Below are 21,663 nucleotides of genomic sequence, written 5' to 3' on the forward strand. Positions count from 1 at the left end.
GGCTCATCGTCAGACCCAGCGTAAACGTCGGAATAACCACCACTGCCCCAGCGCCACCAAGACCATCAACAGGCAGGCGATCAGGAAGCCGTAGGGGTTGGCAGAGAACGGAATACCGCCGACGTTGATGCCCAAAAGACCGGTCAGAAAACTCATCGGCAAAAAGATTCCGGTGATGATCCCGAAGCGATACATCGTGCGGTTCATGCGCACGCTCAAACGCCGGTCTTCAGCCTCCAGGACCAGCCCCACGCGCTCCCGGGTCAATTCCAGTTCCTCGAGGTAACGGGTCAGGCTGTTGTTCAATTCGTTCCAGTAATCGCCATCGTCTTCGCAGAACCACGGCAGTTTTATCCGCGTCAGCTGACCGAAAATATCCCGCTGCGGCGCCAGAAAACGCTTCAGCCCAGCGGCCCTGCGGCGGATCTGCAAAACAGCCCCATGCTCAGGTGTATACCGTTCGTCGGCATCCAGCTTTTCTTCTTCCTCATCGACAACTTCCGAGAGGTCGCCGACCAGATCCTGCACTTTATGGGTAAGGTATTGCGCCATATACAGGATCAGCTCGGAAGCGCTTCTCGGCCCTTTGCCGTCGGCCAGTTGCACCAACAACTCTTCGGTGGCACGCAACGGCCGCAAACGCAGGGAAATCACCCGTTGAGCCGAACCGAAGATCCGCACCGAGACCATGTCTTCCGGCTCCGCGCCCGGATTCAGGTTGACCCCGCGCAGAAACAGCAGCAGTTCAGAGTCCGGCAGCGGCAAAAGACGCGGTCGGGTGTTCTCTTCCAGCAACAAATCGCAACTAAATTCACTCAGCCCGCTGGATTTGCGCAGCCAGGTCTGGGTTTGCGGGTGACTGCGATCCCAGTGCAGCCACAGGCTTTCGTGGGCCTGCAGCTGCAAGTCATCGAGTTCAGTCCGGGCTATCGAACGCGCACCGCCTTTACCGTCCAGCACCAGGGCATGCACCAGCCCCCACTGCGCGTTTTCTTCCTCGAACATCCTCACCCCTATTCTTGAAACAAAAAGCCGGCAGCGCTTATTCAGGCATTTTCAGCGGGCTTGGCGAGATGATCACGCCGTTGTTGTCCGCATAAACGTAGTGGCCCGGGTGAAAGGTCACGCCCGCGAAGGTCACGGCAACGTTGAGATCGCCAACACCGCGCCTGTCGGTTTTCATCGGGTGACTGGCCAGGGCCTGAACCCCCAGATCAGTTTGCGCGATGACGTCGACGTCGCGGATGCAACCGTAGATCACCAGCCCTTCCCAACCGTTGTTCGCGGCTTTCTCGGCCAGCATGTCGCCCAACAGCGCGCGGCGCAGGGAACCGCCACCGTCGACCACCAGCACCTTGCCGTTGCCCTTGAGCTCGACTTGCTCCTTGACCCGCGAGTTGTCTTCGAAACATTTGATGGTCACGATTTCGCCGCCGAAAGAATCACGGCCGCCGAAATTGCTGAACATCGGTTCCAGCACCTGCACCAGCTCCGGATAGGCGTCGCACAGGTCAGGCGTGAGGTAATGGTTCATCGAGAAACTCCTGTAACAAGGAAGACAATCGAGTATGTAGCATACTCGGGCCAAGGCTGGACGGTTGCAAATCGCTCCATACGCACGAACACAGCGACCGCATCAATCACTCAAAGTGACCAGAACCACTCAATGCGTCACATATTAGCCGCAAGCCGACCAGAGAGAAATGCCCTTGTTAGAGCATCAGGCTCAAATCGCTGTGGCCAAATCCGGCTTTTCACCCAGTAAAGGCGTCTGTTGATCCGCCAGCCAGCGAGCCACCAACGGCCAGACTTCAGCCTGCGCAGCCTTGCTGACCAGCATTTCCACGTGACCGAAATTATCGCCAAAGCCTTGCTCGCGGCCAAGGGTGATGAACTGCTTGTGCTCGGAGCCGACTTGATCGAACAGCTTATGGCAGGCCCAGGTCGGGTCCTGATGATCGCCCGCGGCACTCACGGCCAGCACCGGCAATTGCACCTCGGCCAAACCCGCCCACCAGTCTTTGTCGGCATCGCCGAAGCGGCCGAACAGCCCGTACCAACGCATGCTTTCCAGGGCCAGGCCTATCGGCTCGTCCTCCGGGCCGCGCTTGAGCCGAGAGCCCGACAGTTGGGCAAAACGCTTGAGAATGAAGCGCCCGCTCCACTCCACCGGTGGAAACTTCAACGGCCAGTAAGTACGGCTGACTTGCGTGCCGAAAAACGCCGCGGAAGCCACGGCGGGCTCGCCCAGGTACTGGCCGCCCAACGCCGCGGCGAGGGTAATGCCGCCCAGCGAATGGCCGATCCAGTGCGGGATCTGGCCGCTTTGCTCGCGCACGAACGCGCCAATGGCCGGCAAATCGTAACGCGCATAGTCGGCGACGCTGTTCTGGCGATAGTTCTGGTTGCGCTGAGACAGGCCGTGACCACGCATTTCCGGAATCCACACATCGAATCCCAGACGCGTCAGGTAAGCGCCCAGGCCCAAACCTTTGGGAGAAAACCAGAACCGCCGATTGGAAAAACTGCCATGCAGCAGAATCACCGGCACGCCACGCACCGCCGGCTCATCGGCCAGGCCCAGGCGTGTCACAGCCAGCTCAACGGTGCCGTCGGGGCTGTTGCCGGGTTTCAAACGATAGACGTCTTCGCTCAGATCGCCGCGCCGCTCGGCGCTGATCAGGGCGACAGGAAATAGGTTGCTGCTACTTTGCATATGCTCTTGCACAAAAAAGGGCGGCATCCAGAGGAGCCCGCCCTACTTGAATCTCTGAAAGGGCCGATCACAGATCGGCCCTTTCACTCACACCATCAGGCCGAAGCCTGACCTTCAGCCAGGAAGAACCAGGTTTCCAGTACGGAATCGGGGTTCAGCGAAACGCTTTCGATGCCCTGCTCCATCAGCCACTTGGCCAGGTCCGGGTGGTCCGAAGGGCCCTGACCGCAGATACCGATGTACTTGCCGGCCTTGTTGCACGCGGCAATGGCGTTGGCCAGCAGCTTCTTGACTGCAGGGTTACGCTCGTCGAACAGGTGCGCGATGATCCCGGAGTCACGGTCCAGGCCCAGGGTAAGCTGGGTCAGGTCGTTGGAGCCGATGGAGAAACCGTCGAAGAACTCGAGGAACTCTTCAGCCAGGATCGCGTTGGACGGCAGTTCGCACATCATGATCACGCGCAGACCGTTGTCGCCACGGGCCAGACCGTTTTCAGCCAGCAGATCGACCACCTGGCTCGCTTCGCCCAGGGTACGGACGAACGGCACCATGATTTCAACGTTGGTCAGGCCCATCTCGTTACGCACGCGCTTGAGGGCGCGGCATTCGAGCTCGAAGCAGTCACGGAACGATTCGCTGATGTAACGCGAAGCGCCACGGAAACCCAGCATCGGGTTTTCTTCTTCCGGCTCGTAGAGTTTGCCGCCGATCAGGTTCGCGTATTCGTTGGACTTGAAGTCCGACAGACGCACGATGACCTTTTTCGGCCAGAACGCTGCCGCCAGGGTGCTGATACCTTCGACCAGTTTGTCGACATAGAAGCCAACCGGGTCGTTGTAACCAGCAATGCGCTTGTCGACGCTGTCCTTGATTTCCTGCGGCAGGCCACCGTAGTTCAACAGCGCCTTGGGGTGCACGCCGATCATGCGGTTGATGATGAATTCCAGACGGGCCAGGCCCACACCGGCGTTCGGCAGTTGCGCGAAGTCGAAGGCGCGGTCCGGGTTGCCGACGTTCATCATGATCTTGAACGGCAGCTCCGGCATGGCATCCACGGAGTTTTTCTTGATGTCGAAGCCCAGTTCGCCTTCGAAGATGTAACCGGTGTCGCCTTCAGCGCAGGAAACGGTCACGCCCTGGCCGTCTTTCAACAGCTGGGTGGCGTTGCCGCAACCGACCACGGCCGGGATGCCCAGCTCGCGAGCGATGATCGCCGCGTGGCAGGTACGGCCGCCACGGTTGGTGACGATGGCGCTGGCGCGCTTCATGACCGGTTCCCAGTCCGGGTCGGTCATGTCGGAAACCAGCACGTCGCCCGGCTGGACTTTGTCCATCTCGGACACGTCCTTGATGATCCGCACCTTGCCGGCGCCGATGCGCTGGCCGATGGCGCGACCTTCCACCAGCACGGTGCCGGTTTCTTTCAACAGGTAACGTTCCATGACGTTGGCCTGGGTGCGGCTCTTCACGGTTTCCGGACGGGCCTGCACGATGTAGAGCTTGCCGTCGTCGCCGTCTTTGGCCCATTCGATGTCCATCGGGCACTTGTAGTGCTTCTCGATGATCATCGCCTGCTTGGCCAGCTCGCTGACTTCGGCGTCGGTCAGGCAGAAACGCGCACGATCGGCCTTGTCCACGTCGATGGTCTTGACCGATTTACCGGCGCGGGCTTCGTCACCGTAGATCATCTTGATGGCTTTGCTGCCCAGGTTGCGACGCAGGATGGCCGGGCGACCGGCTTCCAGCGTGCCTTTGTGGACGTAGAACTCATCCGGGTTCACCGCGCCTTGTACGACGGTTTCACCCAAGCCGTAGGCGCCGGTGATGAACACCACATCACGGAAGCCCGATTCGGTATCGAGGGTGAACATCACCCCGGCGGTGCCGGTTTCGGAGCGGACCATGCGCTGCACGCCAGCCGACAAGGCCACCAGCTTGTGGTCGAAGCCCTGGTGGACGCGGTAGGAAATGGCGCGGTCGTTGAACAGGGAGGCGAACACCTCTTTGGCGGCGCGAATGACGTTTTCGACACCACGGATGTTCAGGAAGGTTTCCTGCTGACCGGCGAAGGAAGCGTCCGGCAGGTCTTCGGCGGTAGCGGAAGAGCGCACGGCCACGGCCATGTCAGGGTTGCCGGCCGACAGCGTGGCGAACGCGGTGCGGATCTCGGCGTTGAGCTTCTCGGGGAACTCGGCTTCCATGATCCATTGACGGATCTGGGCGCCGGTCTTGGCCAAGGCGTTTACATCATCGACGTCCAGGGCGTCGAGGGCGGCATGGATCTGATCGTTCAGGCCGCTCAGTTCCAGAAAATCACGATAAGCCTGAGCTGTCGTGGCAAAGCCACCTGGCACCGATACACCGGCGCCTGCAAGGTTACTGATCATCTCGCCCAGGGATGCGTTCTTGCCCCCCACATGCTCTACATCATGGACGCCGAGCTTATCGAGGGAAACTACGTACTCTACCAAGGTGATCTCTCCACTAACTGTGTTGGAAAAGCTCAGAAGCCGGCGACTCGGGGGAGCCTTTGCCGGCTGTATGGCCTGGACCTGGAAAATAAGTGAGAATGCGGGCCATCGGTGGCCGACAAATCGCGCCTACTATATCCAAGAATCGTCACTAGCTTAAGGCCCAAGGTGCAAATGAAACGATCTGCTTTCTTTATCTCCGATGGCACCGGCATTACCGCCGAAACCCTCGGCCAAAGCCTGCTGGCGCAGTTCGAAAACATTACCTTCAGCAAAATCATACGACCGTACATCGACGACGCTGATAAAGCGCGGGCCATGGTACAACAAATCAACAAAGCCGCCGAAAACGATGGTTTTCGTCCGATTATTTTCGACACCATTGTCAATCAGGACATTCGTGAGATTCTCGCAACGTCGAATGGTTTCATGATCGACATTTTCTCGACCTTCCTGGCGCCCCTTGAACAGGAGCTGACCGAGCATTCTTCCTACACCGTCGGCAAATCCCACTCCATCGGCCATAACTCCAATTACATGGAGCGTATCGAGGCGGTGAACTTCGCCCTCGACAATGACGATGGCGCCCGCACGCACTATTACGACAAAGCTGACTTGATACTAGTAGGCGTGTCGCGATGCGGCAAAACACCGACGTGTTTGTACATGGCCATGCAATTCGGCATCCGCGCAGCCAACTATCCGCTGACCGAAGACGACATGGAGCGCCTGCAACTGCCGACCGCCCTGCGCGCCCATCATCACAAGCTGTTCGGCCTGACCATCGACCCGGACCGCCTCACCGCGATCCGCAACGAACGCAAGCCCAACAGCCGCTATTCGAGCTACGCGCAGTGCGAATTCGAAGTGCGCGAGGTGGAGAATCTGTTCCGACGCGAGAACATTCCCCACATCAATTCCACGCATTTCTCCGTGGAAGAGATCTCGGCGAAGATTCTGGTGGAGAAAGGTGTGGAACGGCGGTTCAAGTAGATAGTCGGCGGCAGTTATGCCGCCTTCGCGGCCAGCTAGATCACAAACAAATCCACAAACCGGTTCACCGGCGTCGCTTCAAGTGCTGCCGGGTCCTTGCACAGCGCAAGGATCTCGGCGCTTCGCTGAGCCGTGAAGCGCGTCGTCAGGTTGACCTTGAACTTGTCTTCCAGCAACGGAATGCCATCGGCACGGCGCCGGCGATGACCGATCGGGTACTCCACCATCACGTTATCGGTGCTGGAACCGTCCTTGAAGAACACCTGTACCGCGTTGGCGATGGAGCGTTTGTCCGCCTCCAGGTATTCGCGGGTGAAACGCGGGTCTTCGACAATGACCATTTTGTCGCGCAGCACATCGATAATCGGGTGCGCGGCGTGGAAGTCGTCTTCGTACTGCTCGGCCACCAGATTGCCGAATACCAGAGGTACGGCGGTCATGTACTGGAGGCAGTGATCGCGGTCCGCAGCGTTGGCCAGCGGGCCGACCTTGGAGATGATGCGGATCGCTGATTCGTGGGTGGTGATAACGATCCTGTCGATTTCATGCAGGCGATTCCTGACCAATGGATGCAGGGTGACGGCAGCCTCGCAGGCCGTTTGCGCGTGGAACTCGGCGGGGAAGCTGATCTTGAACAGCACGTTTTCCATCACATAGCTGCCGAACGGCCGGGAAAAACTGAAAGCTCGCTTGCCTTCAGGCTTGAGCCCCAGGTCGTTGTTGGTGTGGCTGAACAGTACATCGTAGAAACCCCATTGCTTGGCGGTCAGTACGCCGGGGATGCCCATCTCACCACGCATCGCAATGTCCGCCAGACGCACGCCCCGACTGGTCGCGTCTCCGGCCGCCCAGGATTTACGCGATCCGGCGTTCGGCGCATGTCGGTAAGTGCGCAGCGCCTGGCCGTCGGCAAAGGCATGGGACAACGCCGACAGCAGCTGCTCGCGATTGGCGCCCATGAGTTTGGCAGTGACGGCGGTCGAGGCGACTTTCACCAGAATCACGTGATCAAGACCGACGCGGTTGAACGAATTCTCCAGGGCGATCACGCCCTGAATCTCGTGCGCCATGATCATGGCTTCCAGCACAGCGCGAATGGTCAACGGGGCGTCGCCATTGGCCAGGCGCTTTTGCGACAGGTGGTCGGCCACCGCGAGAATACCGCCGAGGTTATCGGACGGATGGCCCCATTCGGCGGCGAGCCAGGTGTCGTTGTAATCGAGCCAGCGGACGATGCAACCGATGTCCCAAGCGGCCTTGACCGGGTCGAGACGATAGCTGGTGCCGGGCACGCGGGCGCCGAAGGGGACGACAGTGCCTTCGACGATAGGACCCAGGTGTTTGGTGCATTCGGGGAAACGCAGCGCCAGCAAGCCGCAGCCGAGGGTGTCCATCAGGCAATTGCGGGCAGTATCAAGCGCCTCGGGCGACTGGATGTTGAAATTGAGGACGTAGTCGGCGATGTCCTGCAGAACCGTGTCGTAGTCGGGGCGGGTGTTCAGGTCGACGTTGGCGCTCATGTTCGATTCACTCTTGAAGTGGTTCGTTGATGGGACCTCGGTTCAGGGTAGTCTCAGTCGGTACAACACTCTTGTTTTGGAAATGCATCACCTATGGGAGCGGCGCTCCCACAGGGATTTGTGTATGCCTGGATTGAGGTTAGAAACAATCCCCCGGCACCCGGACATAACCTTCCATCAACACCCGCGCACTGCGGCTCATGATGGCTTTTTTCACCGTCCACTCACCGTTGACCTTTGCGGCCTCGGCGCCCACGCGCAAGGTGCCGGACGGATGGCCGAAGCGCACGGCGTTGCGTTCGATACCGCCCGCTGCCAGGTTGACCAAGGTGCCGGAAATCGCCGCCGCCGTGCCGATCGCCACCGCTGCCGTGCCCATCATGGCGTGGTGCAGCTTGCCCATGGACAACGCGCGCACCAGCAGGTCGATGTCGGCGGCTGCGATTTTCTTGCCGCTGGACGCAATGTAATCCGCAGGTGGGGCGACGAACGCGACCTTCGGCGTGTGCTGGCGCTTGGCGGCTTCATCCAGGTGTTCAATCAGCCCCATGTGCAGCGCACCGTAAGCGCGGATGGTTTCGAACATTGCCAAAGCCTCCAGGTCACTGTTGATCGCGCCCTGCAACTCGGTGCCGGTGTAGCCGATGTCTTCGGCGTTGATGAATATGGTCGGGATGCCAGCGTTGATCAGGGTAGCCTTGAGCGTGCCGACACCTGGCACTTCAAGGTCGTCCACCAGATTGCCGGTGGGGAACATCGAGCCACCGCCACCCTCTTCTTCCGCCGCCGGATCCATGAATTCGAGCTGCACTTCGGCGGCCGGAAAGGTCACGCCGTCGAGTTCAAAATCACCGGTTTCCTGCACCTCGCCATTGGTGATCGGTACATGAGCGATGATGGTCTTGCCGATGTTGGCCTGCCACACGCGCACCACCGCCACACCGTTGTGCGGAATGCGGCTGGCATCCACCAGGCCATTGCTGATGGCGAACGAACCGACCGCCGCCGACAGGTTGCCGCAGTTGCCACTCCAGTCGACGAAAGGTTTGTCGATGGCGACCTGACCGAACAGGTAATCGACGTCGTGATCGGCCTTGATGCTTTTCGACAGGATCACGGTTTTGCTGGTGCTGGACGTCGCGCCGCCCATGCCGTCGATTTGCTTCTCGTACGGATCGGGGCTGCCGATCACGCGCAGCAACAAGGCATCGCGGGCGGTGCCTGGCATCTGCGCCGCTTCGGGCAAATCCTTGAGGCTGAAGAACACGCCTTTGCTGGTGCCGCCGCGCATGTAGGTGGCAGGGATTTTTATCTGAGATGCGTGAGCCATATTGATCCTGTATGGCCAGCGCGGGACTTGAAATCCCGCGCGGCTCGTCGTGTTAAACGGCAACCGCCGATTCTTCGAGGAAGTCCTGAGCGAAACGCTGCAACACGCCGCCGGCCTCGTAGATCGACACTTCTTCGGCGGTGTCGAGGCGGCAGGTCACCGGCACTTCGACGCGTTCACCGTTCTTGCGGTTGATCACCAGCGTCAGCGTCGCGCGCGGGGTGCGATCGCCGATCACGTCATAGGTTTCGCTGCCATCTATCCCTAAGGTTTTACGATTGGTGCCCGGCAGGAACTCCAGCGGCAACACGCCCATGCCCACCAGGTTGGTGCGGTGAATGCGCTCGAAACCTTCGGCGGCAATCGCTTCCACCCCCGCCAGACGCACGCCTTTGGCCGCCCAGTCCCGGGACGAACCCTGGCCATAGTCGGCACCGGCAATGATGATCAGCGGCTGCTTGCGTTCCATGTAGGTTTCGATGGCTTCCCACATGCGCATCACTTTGCCTTCCGGCTCCACGCGGGCAAGAGAACCCTGCTTGACCTTGCCGTTTTCCTGCACCATTTCATTGAACAGTTTCGGGTTGGCGAAGGTTGCGCGCTGCGCGGTCAAGTGGTCGCCGCGGTGCGTGGCGTAGGAGTTGAAGTCCTCTTCCGGCAGGCCCATTTTCGCCAGGTACTCACCCGCTGCGCTGTCGAGCATGATCGCGTTCGAAGGCGACAGGTGATCGGTGGTGATGTTGTCCGGCAGCACCGCCAGCGGGCGCATGCCCTTGAGCGGACGCGCGCCGGCCAGCGCGCCTTCCCAGTACGGCGGACGACGGATGTAGGTGCTCATCTCGCGCCAGTCGTACAGCGGCGTGACTTTCGGGCCGGTGTCTTCGTGGACGGCGAACATCGGAATGTACACTTGGCGGAACTGCTCCGGCTTGACCGAGGCCTTGACCACCGCGTCGATTTCTTCGTCGCTCGGCCAGATGTCTTTCAGGCGGATTTCCTTGCCATCGACCACGCCCAGTACATCTTTTTCGATGTCGAAACGGATGGTGCCGGCGATGGCATAAGCCACCACCAATGGCGGCGATGCGAGGAACGCCTGCTTGGCGTACGGGTGAATCCGCCCGTCGAAGTTGCGGTTGCCAGAGAGTACGGCGGTGGCATACAGGTCGCGGTCGATGATCTCTTGCTGGATCACCGGATCCAGCGCGCCGGACATGCCATTGCAGGTGGTGCAGGCGAAGGCCACGACGCCGAAGCCGAGTTGCTCCAGCTCTTTGGTCAGACCGGCTTCATCCAGATACAGCGCCACGGTTTTCGAACCGGGTGCCAGGGACGACTTGACCCATGGCTTACGGGTCAGCCCAAGCTGGTTGGCATTGCGCGCCAGCAGGCCGGCGGCAATGACGTTGCGCGGGTTACTGGTGTTGGTGCAACTGGTGATGGCGGCGATGATCACCGCACCGTCCGGCATCTGGCCGGGCACGTCTTCCCACTGGCCGGAGATGCCTTTGGCAGCCAGATCCGAGGTCGCGACACGCGCATGCGGGTTGCTCGGGCCGGCCATGTTGCGCACCACCGAGGACAGGTCGAAGCTCAGCCCGCGCTCGTATTGCGCGCCTTTGAGGCTATCGGCCCACAGGCCGGTCTGTTTGGCGTAGTTCTCGACCAGTTGCACTTGCTTGTCTTCACGACCGGTGAGTTTCAGGTAGTCAATGGTCTGCTGGTCGATGTAGAACATTGCCGCAGTGGCGCCGTATTCCGGGGCCATGTTGGAAATGGTCGCGCGGTCGCCAAGGGTGAGGTTTGACGCGCCTTCACCAAAGAACTCCAGCCATGCGCCAACGACTTTTTGTTTGCGCAGGTATTCGGTCAGCGCCAGCACCATGTCGGTGGCGGTGATGCCCGGTTGCAGCTTGCCGGTGAGTTCGACGCCAACGCTTTCCGGCAGACGCATCCACGAGGCGCGACCGAGCATCACGCTTTCCGCTTCCAGACCACCAACGCCAATGGCGATCACGCCCAGCGCATCAACGTGCGGGGTATGACTGTCGGTGCCGACGCAGGTATCGGGGAAAGCCACGCCGTCGCGCACCTGGATCACCGGCGACATTTTCTCCAGGTTGATCTGGTGCATGATCCCGTTGCCTGGCGGGATCACGTCGACGTTCTTGAAGGCTTTCTTGGTCCAGTTGATGAAGTGGAAACGGTCTTCGTTGCGACGGTCTTCGATGGCGCGGTTCTTTTCGAACGCCTTGGGATCGAAGCCGCCGGACTCGACGGCCAGCGAGTGATCGACGATCAATTGCGTTGGCACCACCGGGTTCACTTGCGCCGGGTCGCCGCCTTGCAGGGCGATGGCATCGCGCAAGCCGGCAAGGTCCACCAGGGCGGTCTGGCCGAGAATGTCGTGGCACACCACGCGGGCCGGAAACCATGGGAAGTCGAGGTCGCGTTTGCGCTCGATCAGTTGTTTCAGGGAATCGGTGAGCGTGGCCGGGTCGCAGCGACGCACGAGGTTTTCCGCCAGCACGCGGGAGGTGTACGGCAGGGTGTCGTAGGCGCCGGGTGCAATGGCATCGACCGCCGCACGGACGTCGAAATAATCCAGAGAGCTGCCGGGCAGCGGTTTGCGGAATTCAGTATTCATCGTCAGGACTCGGTCACGGTAATTTCAATAGGTGGGCGCCTGGCACCGGGCTGAACCCCGACCTGCAGGGTTCCCGGTTCCTTCAGTAACCAGTACCGGCGCCCTCCCCGGTCAGCGTTGTTCGATTGGCACGAACTTGCGCTGTTCGACGCCGACGTACTCGGCGCTCGGGCGGATGATGCGATTGTTGGCACGTTGTTCGAACACATGCGCCGCCCAGCCGGTCAGGCGTGAGCAGACGAAGATCGGTGTGAACAACTTGGTCGGGATGCCCATGAAGTGGTACGTCGAGGCGTGGTAGAAGTCGGCGTTCGGGAACAGTTTCTTCTGTTCCCACATGGTTGCGTCGATGGCTTCTGAAACCGGGAACAACACCGTGTCGCCCACTTCGTCGGCGAGTTTTTTCGACCAGCCCTTGATCACCTCATTGCGCGGATCGTTGTCCTTATAGATCGCGTGGCCGAAGCCCATGATCTTGTCCTTGCGTGCCAGCATGCCGAGGGTGCCCTCGACCGCCTCTTCCGGCGAGCTGAAGCGCTCGATCATTTCCATCGCCGCTTCGTTGGCCCCGCCGTGCAGCGGGCCGCGCAGGGAACCGATGGCGGCTGTAATGCAGGAATACAGATCCGACAGCGTCGAGGCACACACCCGAGCGGTGAAGGTCGAGGCGTTGAATTCGTGCTCCGCGTAGAGGATCAGCGAAACGTTCATCACCTTGACGTGCAACTCGCTCGGCTTCTTGTCGTGCAACAGGTGCAGGAAATGGCCGCCGATGCAGGCTTCGTCGGTCACGCAGTTGATGCGCTTGCCGTCGTGGCTGAAGCGATACCAGTAGCACATGATCGCCGGGAACGCGGCCAGCAGGCGGTCGGTTTTGTCGTGCTGCTCGGAGAAATCTTTCTCCGGCTCGATGTTGCCCAGGAACGAGCAACCGGTGCGCATCACATCCATTGGATGGGCGTCGGCGGGGATGCGCTCCAGCACTTCTTTCAGCGCTTGCGGCAGGTCGCGCAGCTTGCTCAGTTTCTCGGTATAGCCGGCCAGTTGTAACTGGGTCGGCAGTTCGCCGTACAGCAGCAGGTAAGCCACTTCTTCGAACTGTGCGTCAGCCGCCAGTTCGCGCACGTCGTAACCGCGATAGGTCAGGCCGGCACCCGACTGGCCCACGGTGGACAGTGCGGTTTGCCCGGCAACCTGGCCACGGAGCCCGGCGCCACTGAGTACTTTTGCTTCGGCCATTGCTGTCTCCAATCTTGAATTTGTTAGGGAATCGGCAAGTTGTGGGGGATTGCGCCTTACTTCTTCGCCGCAAACAACGCATCGAGCTTCTGCTCGAACGTGTGGTAATCGATGCGATCGTAAAGCTCCATGCGCGTCTGCATGGTGTCGATGACGTTCTGTTGCGTGCCGTCGCGGCGGATCGCGGTGTAGACGTTTTCGGCAGCCTTGTTCATCGCGCGGAACGCCGACAGCGGGTACAACACCAGCGACACATCGGCACCGGCGAGCTGCTCGGTGGTGTACAGCGGTGTCGCGCCGAACTCGGTGATGTTGGCCAGGATCGGCGCTTTCACGCGGCTGGCGAACAGTTTGTACATCTCAAGTTCAGTGATGGCCTCCGGAAAGATCATGTCGGCGCCGGCCTCGATGCACGCGGCGGCGCGATCCAGTGCAGACTCCAGACCTTCCACCGCCAGGGCATCGGTGCGGGCCATGATCACGAAGCTGTCGTCGGTGCGCGCATCAACAGCGGCTTTGATGCGGTCGACCATTTCCTGCTGCGAGACGATCTCTTTATTAGGACGATGACCGCAACGCTTGGCGCCGACCTGGTCTTCGATGTGAATTGCCGCCGCGCCGAACTTGATCATCGACTTGACGGTACGGGCGACGTTGAACGCCGAGGAACCGAAACCGGTGTCCACGTCCACCAGCAGCGGCAGGTCGCAAACGTCGGTGATGCGGCGCACGTCGGTCAGCACGTCATCCAGGCCGGTAATGCCCAGGTCCGGCACGCCGAGGGAGCCGGCAGCCACCCCGCCCCCCGACAGGTAGATAGCCTTGAAACCGGCGCGCTTGGCCAACAGCGCGTGGTTGGCGTTGATCGTGCCGACCACTTGCAGCGGATGCTCGCTGGCGACCGCATCGCGGAAACGCTGGCCTGGAGTGCTCTTGTTGGAACTCATGACTCACCTCGTTCAGTGGCTGTCGGGTTAGCGCCGTCCTGGTAGTGACGGGCGATATTGCGTTTGGAGGCGCCGATGTGACGGCGCATCAACAACTCGGCCAGTTCACCGTCACGGTCGGCGATGGCATCGAGAATTCGGTGGTGCTCGGCAAACGCCTGGCGTGGCCGATTGGGCGTGGTGGAAAACTGGATGCGGTACATGCGCACCAGTTGATAGAGCTCGCCGCAGAGCATCTGGGTCAGGGTGCGGTTACCGCTGCCCTGGATGATCCGGTAATGAAAGTCGAAATCGCCTTCCTGCTGGTAATAGCCGACGCCCGCCTGAAACGCCGCATCACGCTCGTGGGTTTCCAACACCCGGCGCAGTTCGTCGATTTCTTCAACGGTCATGCGTTCAGCCGCCAGACGGCACGCCATGCCTTCCAGGGATTCGCGGATTTCGTAGAGTTCCAGCAATTCGGCGTGACTCAACGACACCACCCGCGCCCCGACGTGCGGCACGCGAACCAGCAGGCGCTGGCCTTCCAGTCGGTGGATCGCCTCACGCAACGGCCCGCGGCTGATGCCGTAGGTGCGCGCCAGCTCCGGCTCGGAGATCTTGCTGCCCGGGGCGATCTCACCCTTGACGATGGCCGCCTGAATGCGTCGGAAGACGTTTTCGGAAAGTGTTTCCGAGTCGTCCTGAACCGTGACCGGGGGATCGAGTTGATCCAGCATATTGTCGACACCTTTAAAAGCAATGCCGCAAAAACTAGCGAATAAGGCCAGTTACGTCAAAGGATAAATAGACATTGTCGACAATCGTCTAATAACCGCTTGCACCATAAAGAAGCAGCACCCCCGGTTACAGCCGTCCGCCAGCGCTGGCGCCATAAAACCACCGTGCTAGAATGCCGCCCGCATTTGCTTGTCATCTGCATTGCCTGTCATAAAAAAAGGATAGGCATACGAGGGAGCTTGTGCAGCAATGCCAGGGCCTTGAATTGAAGAACGGACCGCTGCGCATCAGGATTTATGAGACTCAAGCTCTTCACCACATTTCTCTGTCTTCTTGGCCTGTCAGGTTTTGCCGCGGCAGGGGAAAAGACTGTGTACGGCCTCAATGAGTACGCGTCGCTGGATGGTATCAACCTGGAAGTTGCCGCCAAACTCGACACCGGGGCGAAAACCGCCTCGCTGAGCGCCCGCGACATCAAACGTTTCAAACGCAATGGCGAATCCTGGGTGCGCTTCTATCTGGCCATCGACGCCGCGCATTCGCACCCGATTGAACGACCGCTGGCCCGTGTCAGCAAGATCAAGCGCCGGGCCGGTGACTACGACCCGGAAGAAGGCAAGAAGTACACCGCCCGTCCGGTCATCGAGCTGGATATCTGCATGGGGTCGGCTTTACGCAGTATTGAAGTGAACCTGACCGACCGCAGCGCCTTCCAATACCCGCTCTTGATCGGCTCCGAGGCACTCAAGCGTTTCGATGCGCTGGTCGATCCAAGTCTTAAATACGCTGCTGGCAAACCTGCCTGCGCCACCGACGCACATACCGCAGAGTAATTCCAATGCGCTCTCTTACCCTCCATCTGAAATTGCTGATCGCCATCCTGGTGGTGCTGGGCATTTCAGTTACGGCCTATCAGATTTTCGTGCTCGGTATTCCGGTGACTGAAGATGCCACCGATGACTTGTGGAACATCGACGCCAAGGTCGAGTTCGTCGCCAACGCCAAAGACCCGATCAAGATCCAGATGTTCGTGCCGCCGCTGAGCCGCGACTACGTGAGCCTTAACGAGAGTTTCATTTCCAATAACTACGGTGTGGCAGTGAACCGTGTCGACGGCAACCGCAAGGTCACCTGGTCGGCACGTCGGGCCAAGGGCAACCAGACCCTTTATTACCGCCTGGTGCTGACCAAGCGCTACACCGGCGAAAAATCCAAGGTCAAAGGGGCGACCTTCCGCGACAGCATCGCCGTCGAAGGCCCGGAAAAAATCGCCGCCGAAGCCTTGCTCGCGCCGATCCGCCAGCATTCGGCCGACGTCGAAACTTTCATCGGCGAAGCCATCAAACGTGTCAACAACCTCAACGACGACAACGTGAAACTGCTGCTGGCCGGCGATACGTCCACCGCGAACAAAGCCAAAATCGTCGAGCTGGTTCTGTCCATCGCCCACGTGCCGGTGGAAAAGGTCCACACCATCCGCCTGGTGGCCGATCAGCCGCAAACGCCTGAACTCTGGTTGCGCAGTTTCAACGGCACCGACTGGCTGTACTTCAACCCGGAAACCGGCGAACAGGGCCTGCCCACCGACCGCTTGCTGTGGTGGACCGGCGATGAAAACCTGATCACCGTCGATGGCGGCAAGAAAGCCAACGTCACCTTCAGCCTGAACAACAGCGAAATGAACGCCATTCGCCTGGCCAAGCTGACCGACGAGAATTCCGACGCCAATTTCCTCGACTACTCGCTGTACGGCCTGCCGCTGCAAACCCAGCAGACCTTCATGATCATGGTGATGATCCCGATCGGCGTGCTGGTGATCCTGATCCTGCGCAACCTGATCGGCATCCAGACACTCGGCACCTTTACCCCGGTGCTGATCGCCCTCGCCTTCCGGGAAACCCAGCTCGGCTTCGGCATCGTGCTGTTTACCATCATCACGGCGCTGGGGCTGTCGCTGCGTTCCTACCTTGAGCACTTGAAACTGCAAATGCTGCCGAGATTGTCGGTGGTGCTGACCTTCGTGGTGGTGCTGATCGCGGCGATCAGCCTGTTCAGCCACAAACTCGGCCTGGAGCGCGGGTTGTCGGTGGCGCTGTTCCCGATGGTGATTCTGACCATGACCATCGAACGCCTGTCGATCACCTGGGAAGAGCGCGGTGGCGGCCATGCCATGAAAGTGGCGATCGGCACACTGTTCGCCGCCTCCCTGGCGCACCTGATCATGAGCGTGCCGGAGCTGGTGTACTTCGTGTTCACCTTCCCGGCGGTCCTGCTGATTCTGGTGGCTTTCATGCTGGCCATGGGTCGCTATCGCGGTTACCGCCTGACCGAACTGGTGCGTTTCAAGGCTTTCCTGAAGGAGGCTGACGCCTGATGTTCGGTCTCTGGAAGACCTGGAAAGCCCTGGAGGCCCGGGGCATCATGGGGATCAATCGGCGTAACGCCGACTACGTGCTCAAGTACAACAAGCGCAGCCTGTACCCGATCGTCGATGACAAGATCATCACCAAGGAACGCGCCATCGCCGCCGGCATCCACGTGCCGGAGCTGTACGGCGTGATCTCCACCGAGAAGGAAATCGATAACCTCAAGGAGATCATCGGCGGGCGCACCGACTTCGTGATCAAACCGGCCCAGGGCGCCGGCGGCGACGGCATCATTGTGGTTGCCGACCGGTTCGAGGGGCGCTATCGCACAGTGTCCGGCAAGATCATTGACCATGAGGAACTCGAGCACCATATCTCGAGCATCCTCACCGGCCTGTATTCCCTGGGCGGGCACCGCGACCGTGCGCTGATCGAATACCGCGTGACCCCGGACCAGATCTTCAAAAGCATCAGCTATGAAGGTGTGCCGGATATCCGCATCATCGTGCTGATGGGGTATCCGGTGATGGCCATGCTGCGCCTGCCGACCCGCCAGTCCGGCGGCAAGGCCAACCTGCACCAGGGCGCCATCGGCGTCGGTGTCGACCTGGCCACTGGCCTGACATTGCGCGGCACCTGGCTGAACAACATCATCAACAAACACCCGGACACCACCAACGCGGTAGACGGCGTGCAACTGCCCTACTGGGACGGTTTCATGAAACTGGCCGCCGGCTGTTACGAGTTGTGCGGGCTGGGCTACATCGGCGTCGACATGGTGCTTGACCAGGAGAAAGGGCCGCTGATTCTTGAGCTCAATGCCCGGCCTGGGTTGAACATTCAGATCGCCAACGATTGCGGCCTGACGTCCCGTACCCACGCGGTCGAGGCGCGACTCGAAGAGCTGAAGGCGCGCGGGATCACCGAAACGGCGCAGGAACGTGTGGCGTTCGTTCAGGAACTGTTTGGGCATATTCCGACGATTGAGGGCTGACCCCTCTGGCTCTTTGTGGCGAGGGAGCTTGCTCCCGCTTGACTGCGCAGCAGTCATAAAACGGCATCCTCGGTTTCTCTGAAAACCGAAGGGCTGATTTTTTTGGGCCTGCTTCGCAGTCCGCCGGGAGCAAGCTCCCTCGCCACAGGCAAACTTCCCTCGCCGCAGATGTATCTCTTGCCGACATCCCCTCTAGGAGCAAATCCTGCAGAGGACTACAATCGCTCCCCCGCCTCGTTGGCTGATCTGCCCCGCCCATGTTGACCTGTTCTGTACACCCGCTGCCCTATCGCGCCAACCCTGCCGAGTACTTCGCGGCGATTCGTCATGCCCCCGGTGCCGTGCTGCTCGACAGCGGCCGGCCGAGTGCCGAACGTGGGCGTTTTGACCTGCTCAGCGCCTGGCCGCTGGAGCAACTGGCCGTGTTGCCGGATGAAAGCGGCAGCCATTTCCTGCAACGCCTTCGCAAGAACCTTACACGGCTCGGTGAAGCAACCGTCCCTGACGACTTGCCCTTCGCCGGCGGCCTGATCGGCTACCTGAGCTACGACTTCGGCCGGCATCTGGAAAACCTGCCGAGCCAGGCGCGGGACGATCTGCAATTGCCCGACGCACGCTTCGGGCTGTATGACTGGGCACTGATCAGCGATCACCATCTGGCTACCAGTCAACTGGTGTTCCACCCGACGCTGATCGACAACGAACGACAACGGCTGATCGAACTGTTCACTCAGCCCACCACCGAGAATATCCAGCCATTCAAACTGGACGGCCCGATGAGTGCTGACCTGAGCGCCGACGACTATCGGCAAGCCTTCGAACGCATTCAGCAGTACATCCAGGCTGGCGACTGCTATCAGGTCAACTTCGCCCAGCGCTTTCGCGCCCAATGCCAAGGCGATCCGTGGGCGGCCTATTGCGCGCTGCGGGCGGCTTGCCCGACACCGTTTTCCGGCTTCCAGAGCCTGCCCGACGGCGACGCGGTGCTAAGCCTGTCGCCGGAGCGCTTCGTCAAAGTCAGCGAGCGCCACGTCGAAACCCGCCCGATCAAAGGCACCCGCCCCCGCGGGCTGACCGCTGCCGAAGATGCGGCGAACGCCGCCGAACTGCTGGCCAGCCCCAAGGACCGCGCGGAAAACCTGATGATCGTCGACTTGCTGCGCAACGATCTGGGTCGTACCTGCCGTATCGGCTCGGTACGAGTGCCGGAGCTGTTCAGCCTGGAAAGCTATCCGAACGTGCATCACCTGGTGAGCAGCGTTACCGGCGAACTGGCGGATGACAAGGACGCGCTGGACTTGATCGCCGGCAGCTTCCCCGGCGGCTCGATTACCGGCGCGCCAAAAATTCGCGCCATGCAGATCATCGATGAACTGGAACCGACCCGTCGCGGGTTGTATTGCGGTTCATTGCTGTATCTGGACGTGCGCGGGGAGATGGATAGCTCCATCGCCATTCGCAGTTTGTTGGTCAAGGATGGGCAGGTGTGCTGCTGGGGCGGCGGGGGGATCGTCGCGGATTCGGATTGGCAGGCGGAGTATCAGGAATCGATTACCAAGGTGAAGGTGCTGCTCGAAACGTTGCAGGGCCTCTAAAAGCTTCGCGGGCAAGCCTCGCTCCTACAGAATTCAGGTCGTGGAATCGACCATGCCCTGTAGGAGCGAGGCTTGCCCGCGAAGGCATCCTCGCAGACGACTACAAACTCAAAGCCCGGTTCGAGGCCTTGATGAACTCCTGCTTCAACTCGGCAAAGCTGTGCACCGCCGGGAACTGCGGGAACTCGCGAATCACGTTGTCCGGCGCGTGGAACAGAATCCCGGCATCCGCCTCGCCCAGCATCGTGGTGTCGTTGTAGGAATCCCCCGCCGCAATCACTCGGTAGTAGAGGCTCTTGAACGCCAAAACCGACTGACGCTTGGGATCTTTCTGACGCAGCTGATAGCCCGTGACCCGACCGGCATCGTCAGTAATCAGACGATGGCAAAGTAACGTCGGGAAGCCCAATTGACGCATCAGCGGTTGGGAAAATTCGTAAAAGGTGTCCGACAGAATCACCACCTGAAAGCGCTCACGCAGCCAGTCGACAAATTCACTGGCGCCTTCCAGAGGCTTGAGCGTAGCGATCACTTCCTGAATGTCGGAGAGCTTCAGGCCATGCTCGTCGAGAATCCGCAGGCGCTGCTTCATCAACACGTCGTAGTCGGGAATGTCCCGAGTGGTGGCCCGGAGGGACTCGATCCCGGTTTTTTCGGCAAAGGCGATCCAGATTTCCGGGACCAGCACACCTTCAAGATCCAGACAGGCAATTTCCACAAGACACTCCCATTAGTATTATTTATGAGTCGAGCGAGCAAAAGGACTGCCGAACTCTAGCGACTCGCCCCCCTCCGTGCAACGCAGAGGACGCGCCAGCCACCGCAGGATTTTGTTACCATCGACGCATATAGAGCGCCCAGCGCCACCGACCTGTAGGAAGCCGCCCTGATGAGCCCATCGTTCGACGTCGTGGAACTCGCCACGACCTATGCCAACAAATCCGCCCAGGACATCCTGAAACTCGCGTTTGCCGAGTTCGGCGATGACCTGTGGATATCTTTCAGCGGCGCCGAGGATGTGGTGCTGGTGGACATGGCCTGGAAGCTGAACAAGAACGTCAAAGTGTTCAGCCTCGACACCGGCCGCTTGCATCCCGAGACCTACCGCTTCATCGAGCAGGTGCGCGAGCACTACAAGATCGATATCGAAGTGGTGTCGCCGGACTACAGCAAGCTCGAACCTTTCGTGAAGGAAAAAGGCCTGTTCAGTTTCTACAAGGATGGCCATGGCGAGTGCTGCGGCATTCGCAAGATCGAGCCGCTGCGTCGCAAACTGTCTGGCGTGACCGCCTGGGCCACCGGCCAGCGTCGGGACCAGAGCCCGGGCACCCGCAGCGCCGTCGCGGTGCTGGAAATCGACACCGCGTTTTCCACCCCGGAACGTACCCTGTACAAGTTCAACCCGTTGGCACAGATGACCAGCGAAGAGATCTGGGGTTACATCCGCATGCTGGAGCTGCCGTATAACAGCCTGCATGAACGCGGATTCATCAGCATTGGTTGCGAGCCTTGCACCCGTCCGGTGCTGCCGAACCAGCATGAGCGCGAAGGTCGTTGGTGGTGGGAAGAAGCCACGCAGAAAGAATGCGGGCTGCATGCCGGGAACATCATCAGCAAGTCCAAAGCTTAAAAGATCGCAGCCCGTAGCAGCTCCTGCAGGAGCTGGCGAAGCCTGTGATGGTTTTACTTTAAAAAGTGTACACAGAAATGTCACCATAAGTGCCATATCTGTGTGCACTTTTAGTTTCAGTGCCCCAGAAAGTTACATTCCCCTGTCCTGACTTCCTCAGTCGAACACTCCGACAAAACCCTGCCCAAAATAAATACCTGTTCAATCGGTCAATTTATATCGTCTTTTTTTCAACTACTTATCTTCAATCAATAACAAAACGAAATTAGCCTTAAATTTTATAGATCACCGACTGGCACATATCTGGCTTAAGTGAACACATGTTTTGTATACAATAAATACAAAAACATACACACACTTTAGATCCGCAAGCCTGAAGCGCCCTATCCCGTACAGGCTGCAGATGCCCCGTAACCAATGATGCTCTCCCACCCGCGACGAAGATTTGTCGAGCCCACGCTCATGCACAGTCATCGCGGCAACGAGCTTCAGGAG

The 21,663-nt window shown here is 59.9% G+C and carries 17 protein-coding genes; 6 read left to right on the top strand and 11 right to left on the bottom strand.

Features of this window, described 5'->3' with window-relative positions:
* Positions 1 to 9 precede the first annotated feature (9 nt).
* From PGR6_RS19625 to ppsA, 4 genes are all read right to left on the bottom strand, one after another.
* Positions 10 to 1,005 (bottom strand): zinc transporter ZntB, encoded by a 996-nt coding sequence (locus PGR6_RS19625; protein ID WP_018925260.1) that lies wholly within the window; start codon positions 1,003 to 1,005, stop codon positions 10 to 12.
* A 37-nt stretch (positions 1,006 to 1,042) separates the two neighbouring features.
* The gene (gene rraA / locus PGR6_RS19630; RefSeq protein ID WP_018925259.1) at positions 1,043 to 1,534 is read right to left on the bottom strand and encodes a ribonuclease E activity regulator RraA; all 492 of its coding nucleotides are present in this window, start codon (positions 1,532 to 1,534) and stop codon (positions 1,043 to 1,045) included.
* 192 nt (positions 1,535 to 1,726) lie between these two features.
* Positions 1,727 to 2,716 (bottom strand): alpha/beta fold hydrolase, encoded by a 990-nt coding sequence (locus PGR6_RS19635; RefSeq protein ID WP_018925258.1) that lies wholly within the window; start codon positions 2,714 to 2,716, stop codon positions 1,727 to 1,729.
* Between the two features lie 95 nt (positions 2,717 to 2,811).
* Entirely contained in the window at positions 2,812 to 5,187 is a 2,376-nt protein-coding gene (gene ppsA, locus PGR6_RS19640) for a phosphoenolpyruvate synthase (RefSeq protein ID WP_064619183.1), read from the bottom strand.
* Between the two features lie 174 nt (positions 5,188 to 5,361).
* On the opposite strand from ppsA, the gene ppsR reads away from it, so the two are divergent.
* Entirely contained in the window at positions 5,362 to 6,180 is an 819-nt protein-coding gene (gene ppsR, locus PGR6_RS19645; protein WP_018925255.1) for a posphoenolpyruvate synthetase regulatory kinase/phosphorylase PpsR, read from the top strand.
* Between the two features lie 35 nt (positions 6,181 to 6,215).
* On the opposite strand, the gene prpD is transcribed toward ppsR, so the two are convergent.
* From prpD to PGR6_RS19675, 6 genes are all read right to left on the bottom strand, one after another.
* A complete protein-coding gene (prpD, locus tag PGR6_RS19650; protein WP_018925254.1) occupies positions 6,216 to 7,700 on the bottom strand; it encodes a 2-methylcitrate dehydratase in 1,485 nt (494 codons plus the stop codon).
* A gap of 139 nt (positions 7,701 to 7,839) precedes the next feature.
* Complete coding sequence (gene prpF, locus PGR6_RS19655; protein ID WP_064619187.1) at positions 7,840 to 9,030, bottom strand: 2-methylaconitate cis-trans isomerase PrpF; 1,191 nt, start codon at positions 9,028 to 9,030, stop codon at positions 7,840 to 7,842.
* 52 nt (positions 9,031 to 9,082) lie between these two features.
* Positions 9,083 to 11,677, bottom strand: coding sequence for a Fe/S-dependent 2-methylisocitrate dehydratase AcnD (gene acnD / locus PGR6_RS19660; protein ID WP_064619190.1), 2,595 nt, complete (start codon positions 11,675 to 11,677; stop codon positions 9,083 to 9,085).
* A 111-nt stretch (positions 11,678 to 11,788) separates the two neighbouring features.
* A complete protein-coding gene (gene prpC, locus PGR6_RS19665) occupies positions 11,789 to 12,916 on the bottom strand; it encodes a bifunctional 2-methylcitrate synthase/citrate synthase (protein WP_018925251.1) in 1,128 nt (375 codons plus the stop codon).
* A gap of 56 nt (positions 12,917 to 12,972) precedes the next feature.
* Entirely contained in the window at positions 12,973 to 13,863 is an 891-nt protein-coding gene (gene prpB, locus PGR6_RS19670; RefSeq protein WP_018925250.1) for a methylisocitrate lyase, read from the bottom strand.
* Positions 13,860 to 14,582, bottom strand: coding sequence for a GntR family transcriptional regulator (locus PGR6_RS19675; RefSeq protein WP_007902102.1), 723 nt, complete (start codon positions 14,580 to 14,582; stop codon positions 13,860 to 13,862). The genes prpB and PGR6_RS19675 overlap by 4 nt, the downstream gene beginning before the upstream one ends.
* Positions 14,583 to 14,879: 297 nt before the next feature.
* Here PGR6_RS19675 and rloA point away from each other — a divergent pair, with 297 nt between their 5' ends.
* The 4 genes from rloA (at position 14,880) to pabB (ending at position 19,538) form a co-directional block, all read left to right on the top strand.
* Complete coding sequence (gene rloA / locus PGR6_RS19680; protein ID WP_019579744.1) at positions 14,880 to 15,416, top strand: retropepsin-like aspartic peptidase RloA; 537 nt, start codon at positions 14,880 to 14,882, stop codon at positions 15,414 to 15,416.
* Between the two features lie 5 nt (positions 15,417 to 15,421).
* Positions 15,422 to 16,957: an osmotic stress tolerance membrane protein RloB gene (gene rloB, locus PGR6_RS19685; protein ID WP_018925249.1), complete on the top strand. Its 1,536-nt coding sequence runs from the start codon at positions 15,422 to 15,424 to the stop codon at positions 16,955 to 16,957.
* The gene (locus PGR6_RS19690) at positions 16,957 to 17,943 is read left to right on the top strand and encodes an alpha-L-glutamate ligase-like protein (protein ID WP_018925248.1); all 987 of its coding nucleotides are present in this window, start codon (positions 16,957 to 16,959) and stop codon (positions 17,941 to 17,943) included. Before rloB ends, PGR6_RS19690 begins: the two co-directional genes overlap by 1 nt.
* A 257-nt stretch (positions 17,944 to 18,200) precedes the next feature.
* Positions 18,201 to 19,538 (top strand): aminodeoxychorismate synthase component I, encoded by a 1,338-nt coding sequence (gene pabB / locus PGR6_RS19695; protein ID WP_064619193.1) that lies wholly within the window; start codon positions 18,201 to 18,203, stop codon positions 19,536 to 19,538.
* A gap of 100 nt (positions 19,539 to 19,638) precedes the next feature.
* Here pabB and thrH read toward each other — a convergent pair whose 3' ends face one another.
* Complete coding sequence (gene thrH, locus PGR6_RS19700; protein WP_038979889.1) at positions 19,639 to 20,256, bottom strand: bifunctional phosphoserine phosphatase/homoserine phosphotransferase ThrH; 618 nt, start codon at positions 20,254 to 20,256, stop codon at positions 19,639 to 19,641.
* Between the two features lie 171 nt (positions 20,257 to 20,427).
* Here thrH and PGR6_RS19705 point away from each other — a divergent pair, with 171 nt between their 5' ends.
* The gene (locus tag PGR6_RS19705; protein WP_007942164.1) at positions 20,428 to 21,168 is read left to right on the top strand and encodes a phosphoadenylyl-sulfate reductase; all 741 of its coding nucleotides are present in this window, start codon (positions 20,428 to 20,430) and stop codon (positions 21,166 to 21,168) included.
* The last annotated feature ends 495 nt before the right edge of the window (positions 21,169 to 21,663 follow it).

Origin of the sequence: Pseudomonas sp. GR 6-02, from assembly GCF_001655615.1 — a bacterium.
Classification (GTDB): Bacteria; Pseudomonadota; Gammaproteobacteria; order Pseudomonadales; family Pseudomonadaceae; genus Aquipseudomonas.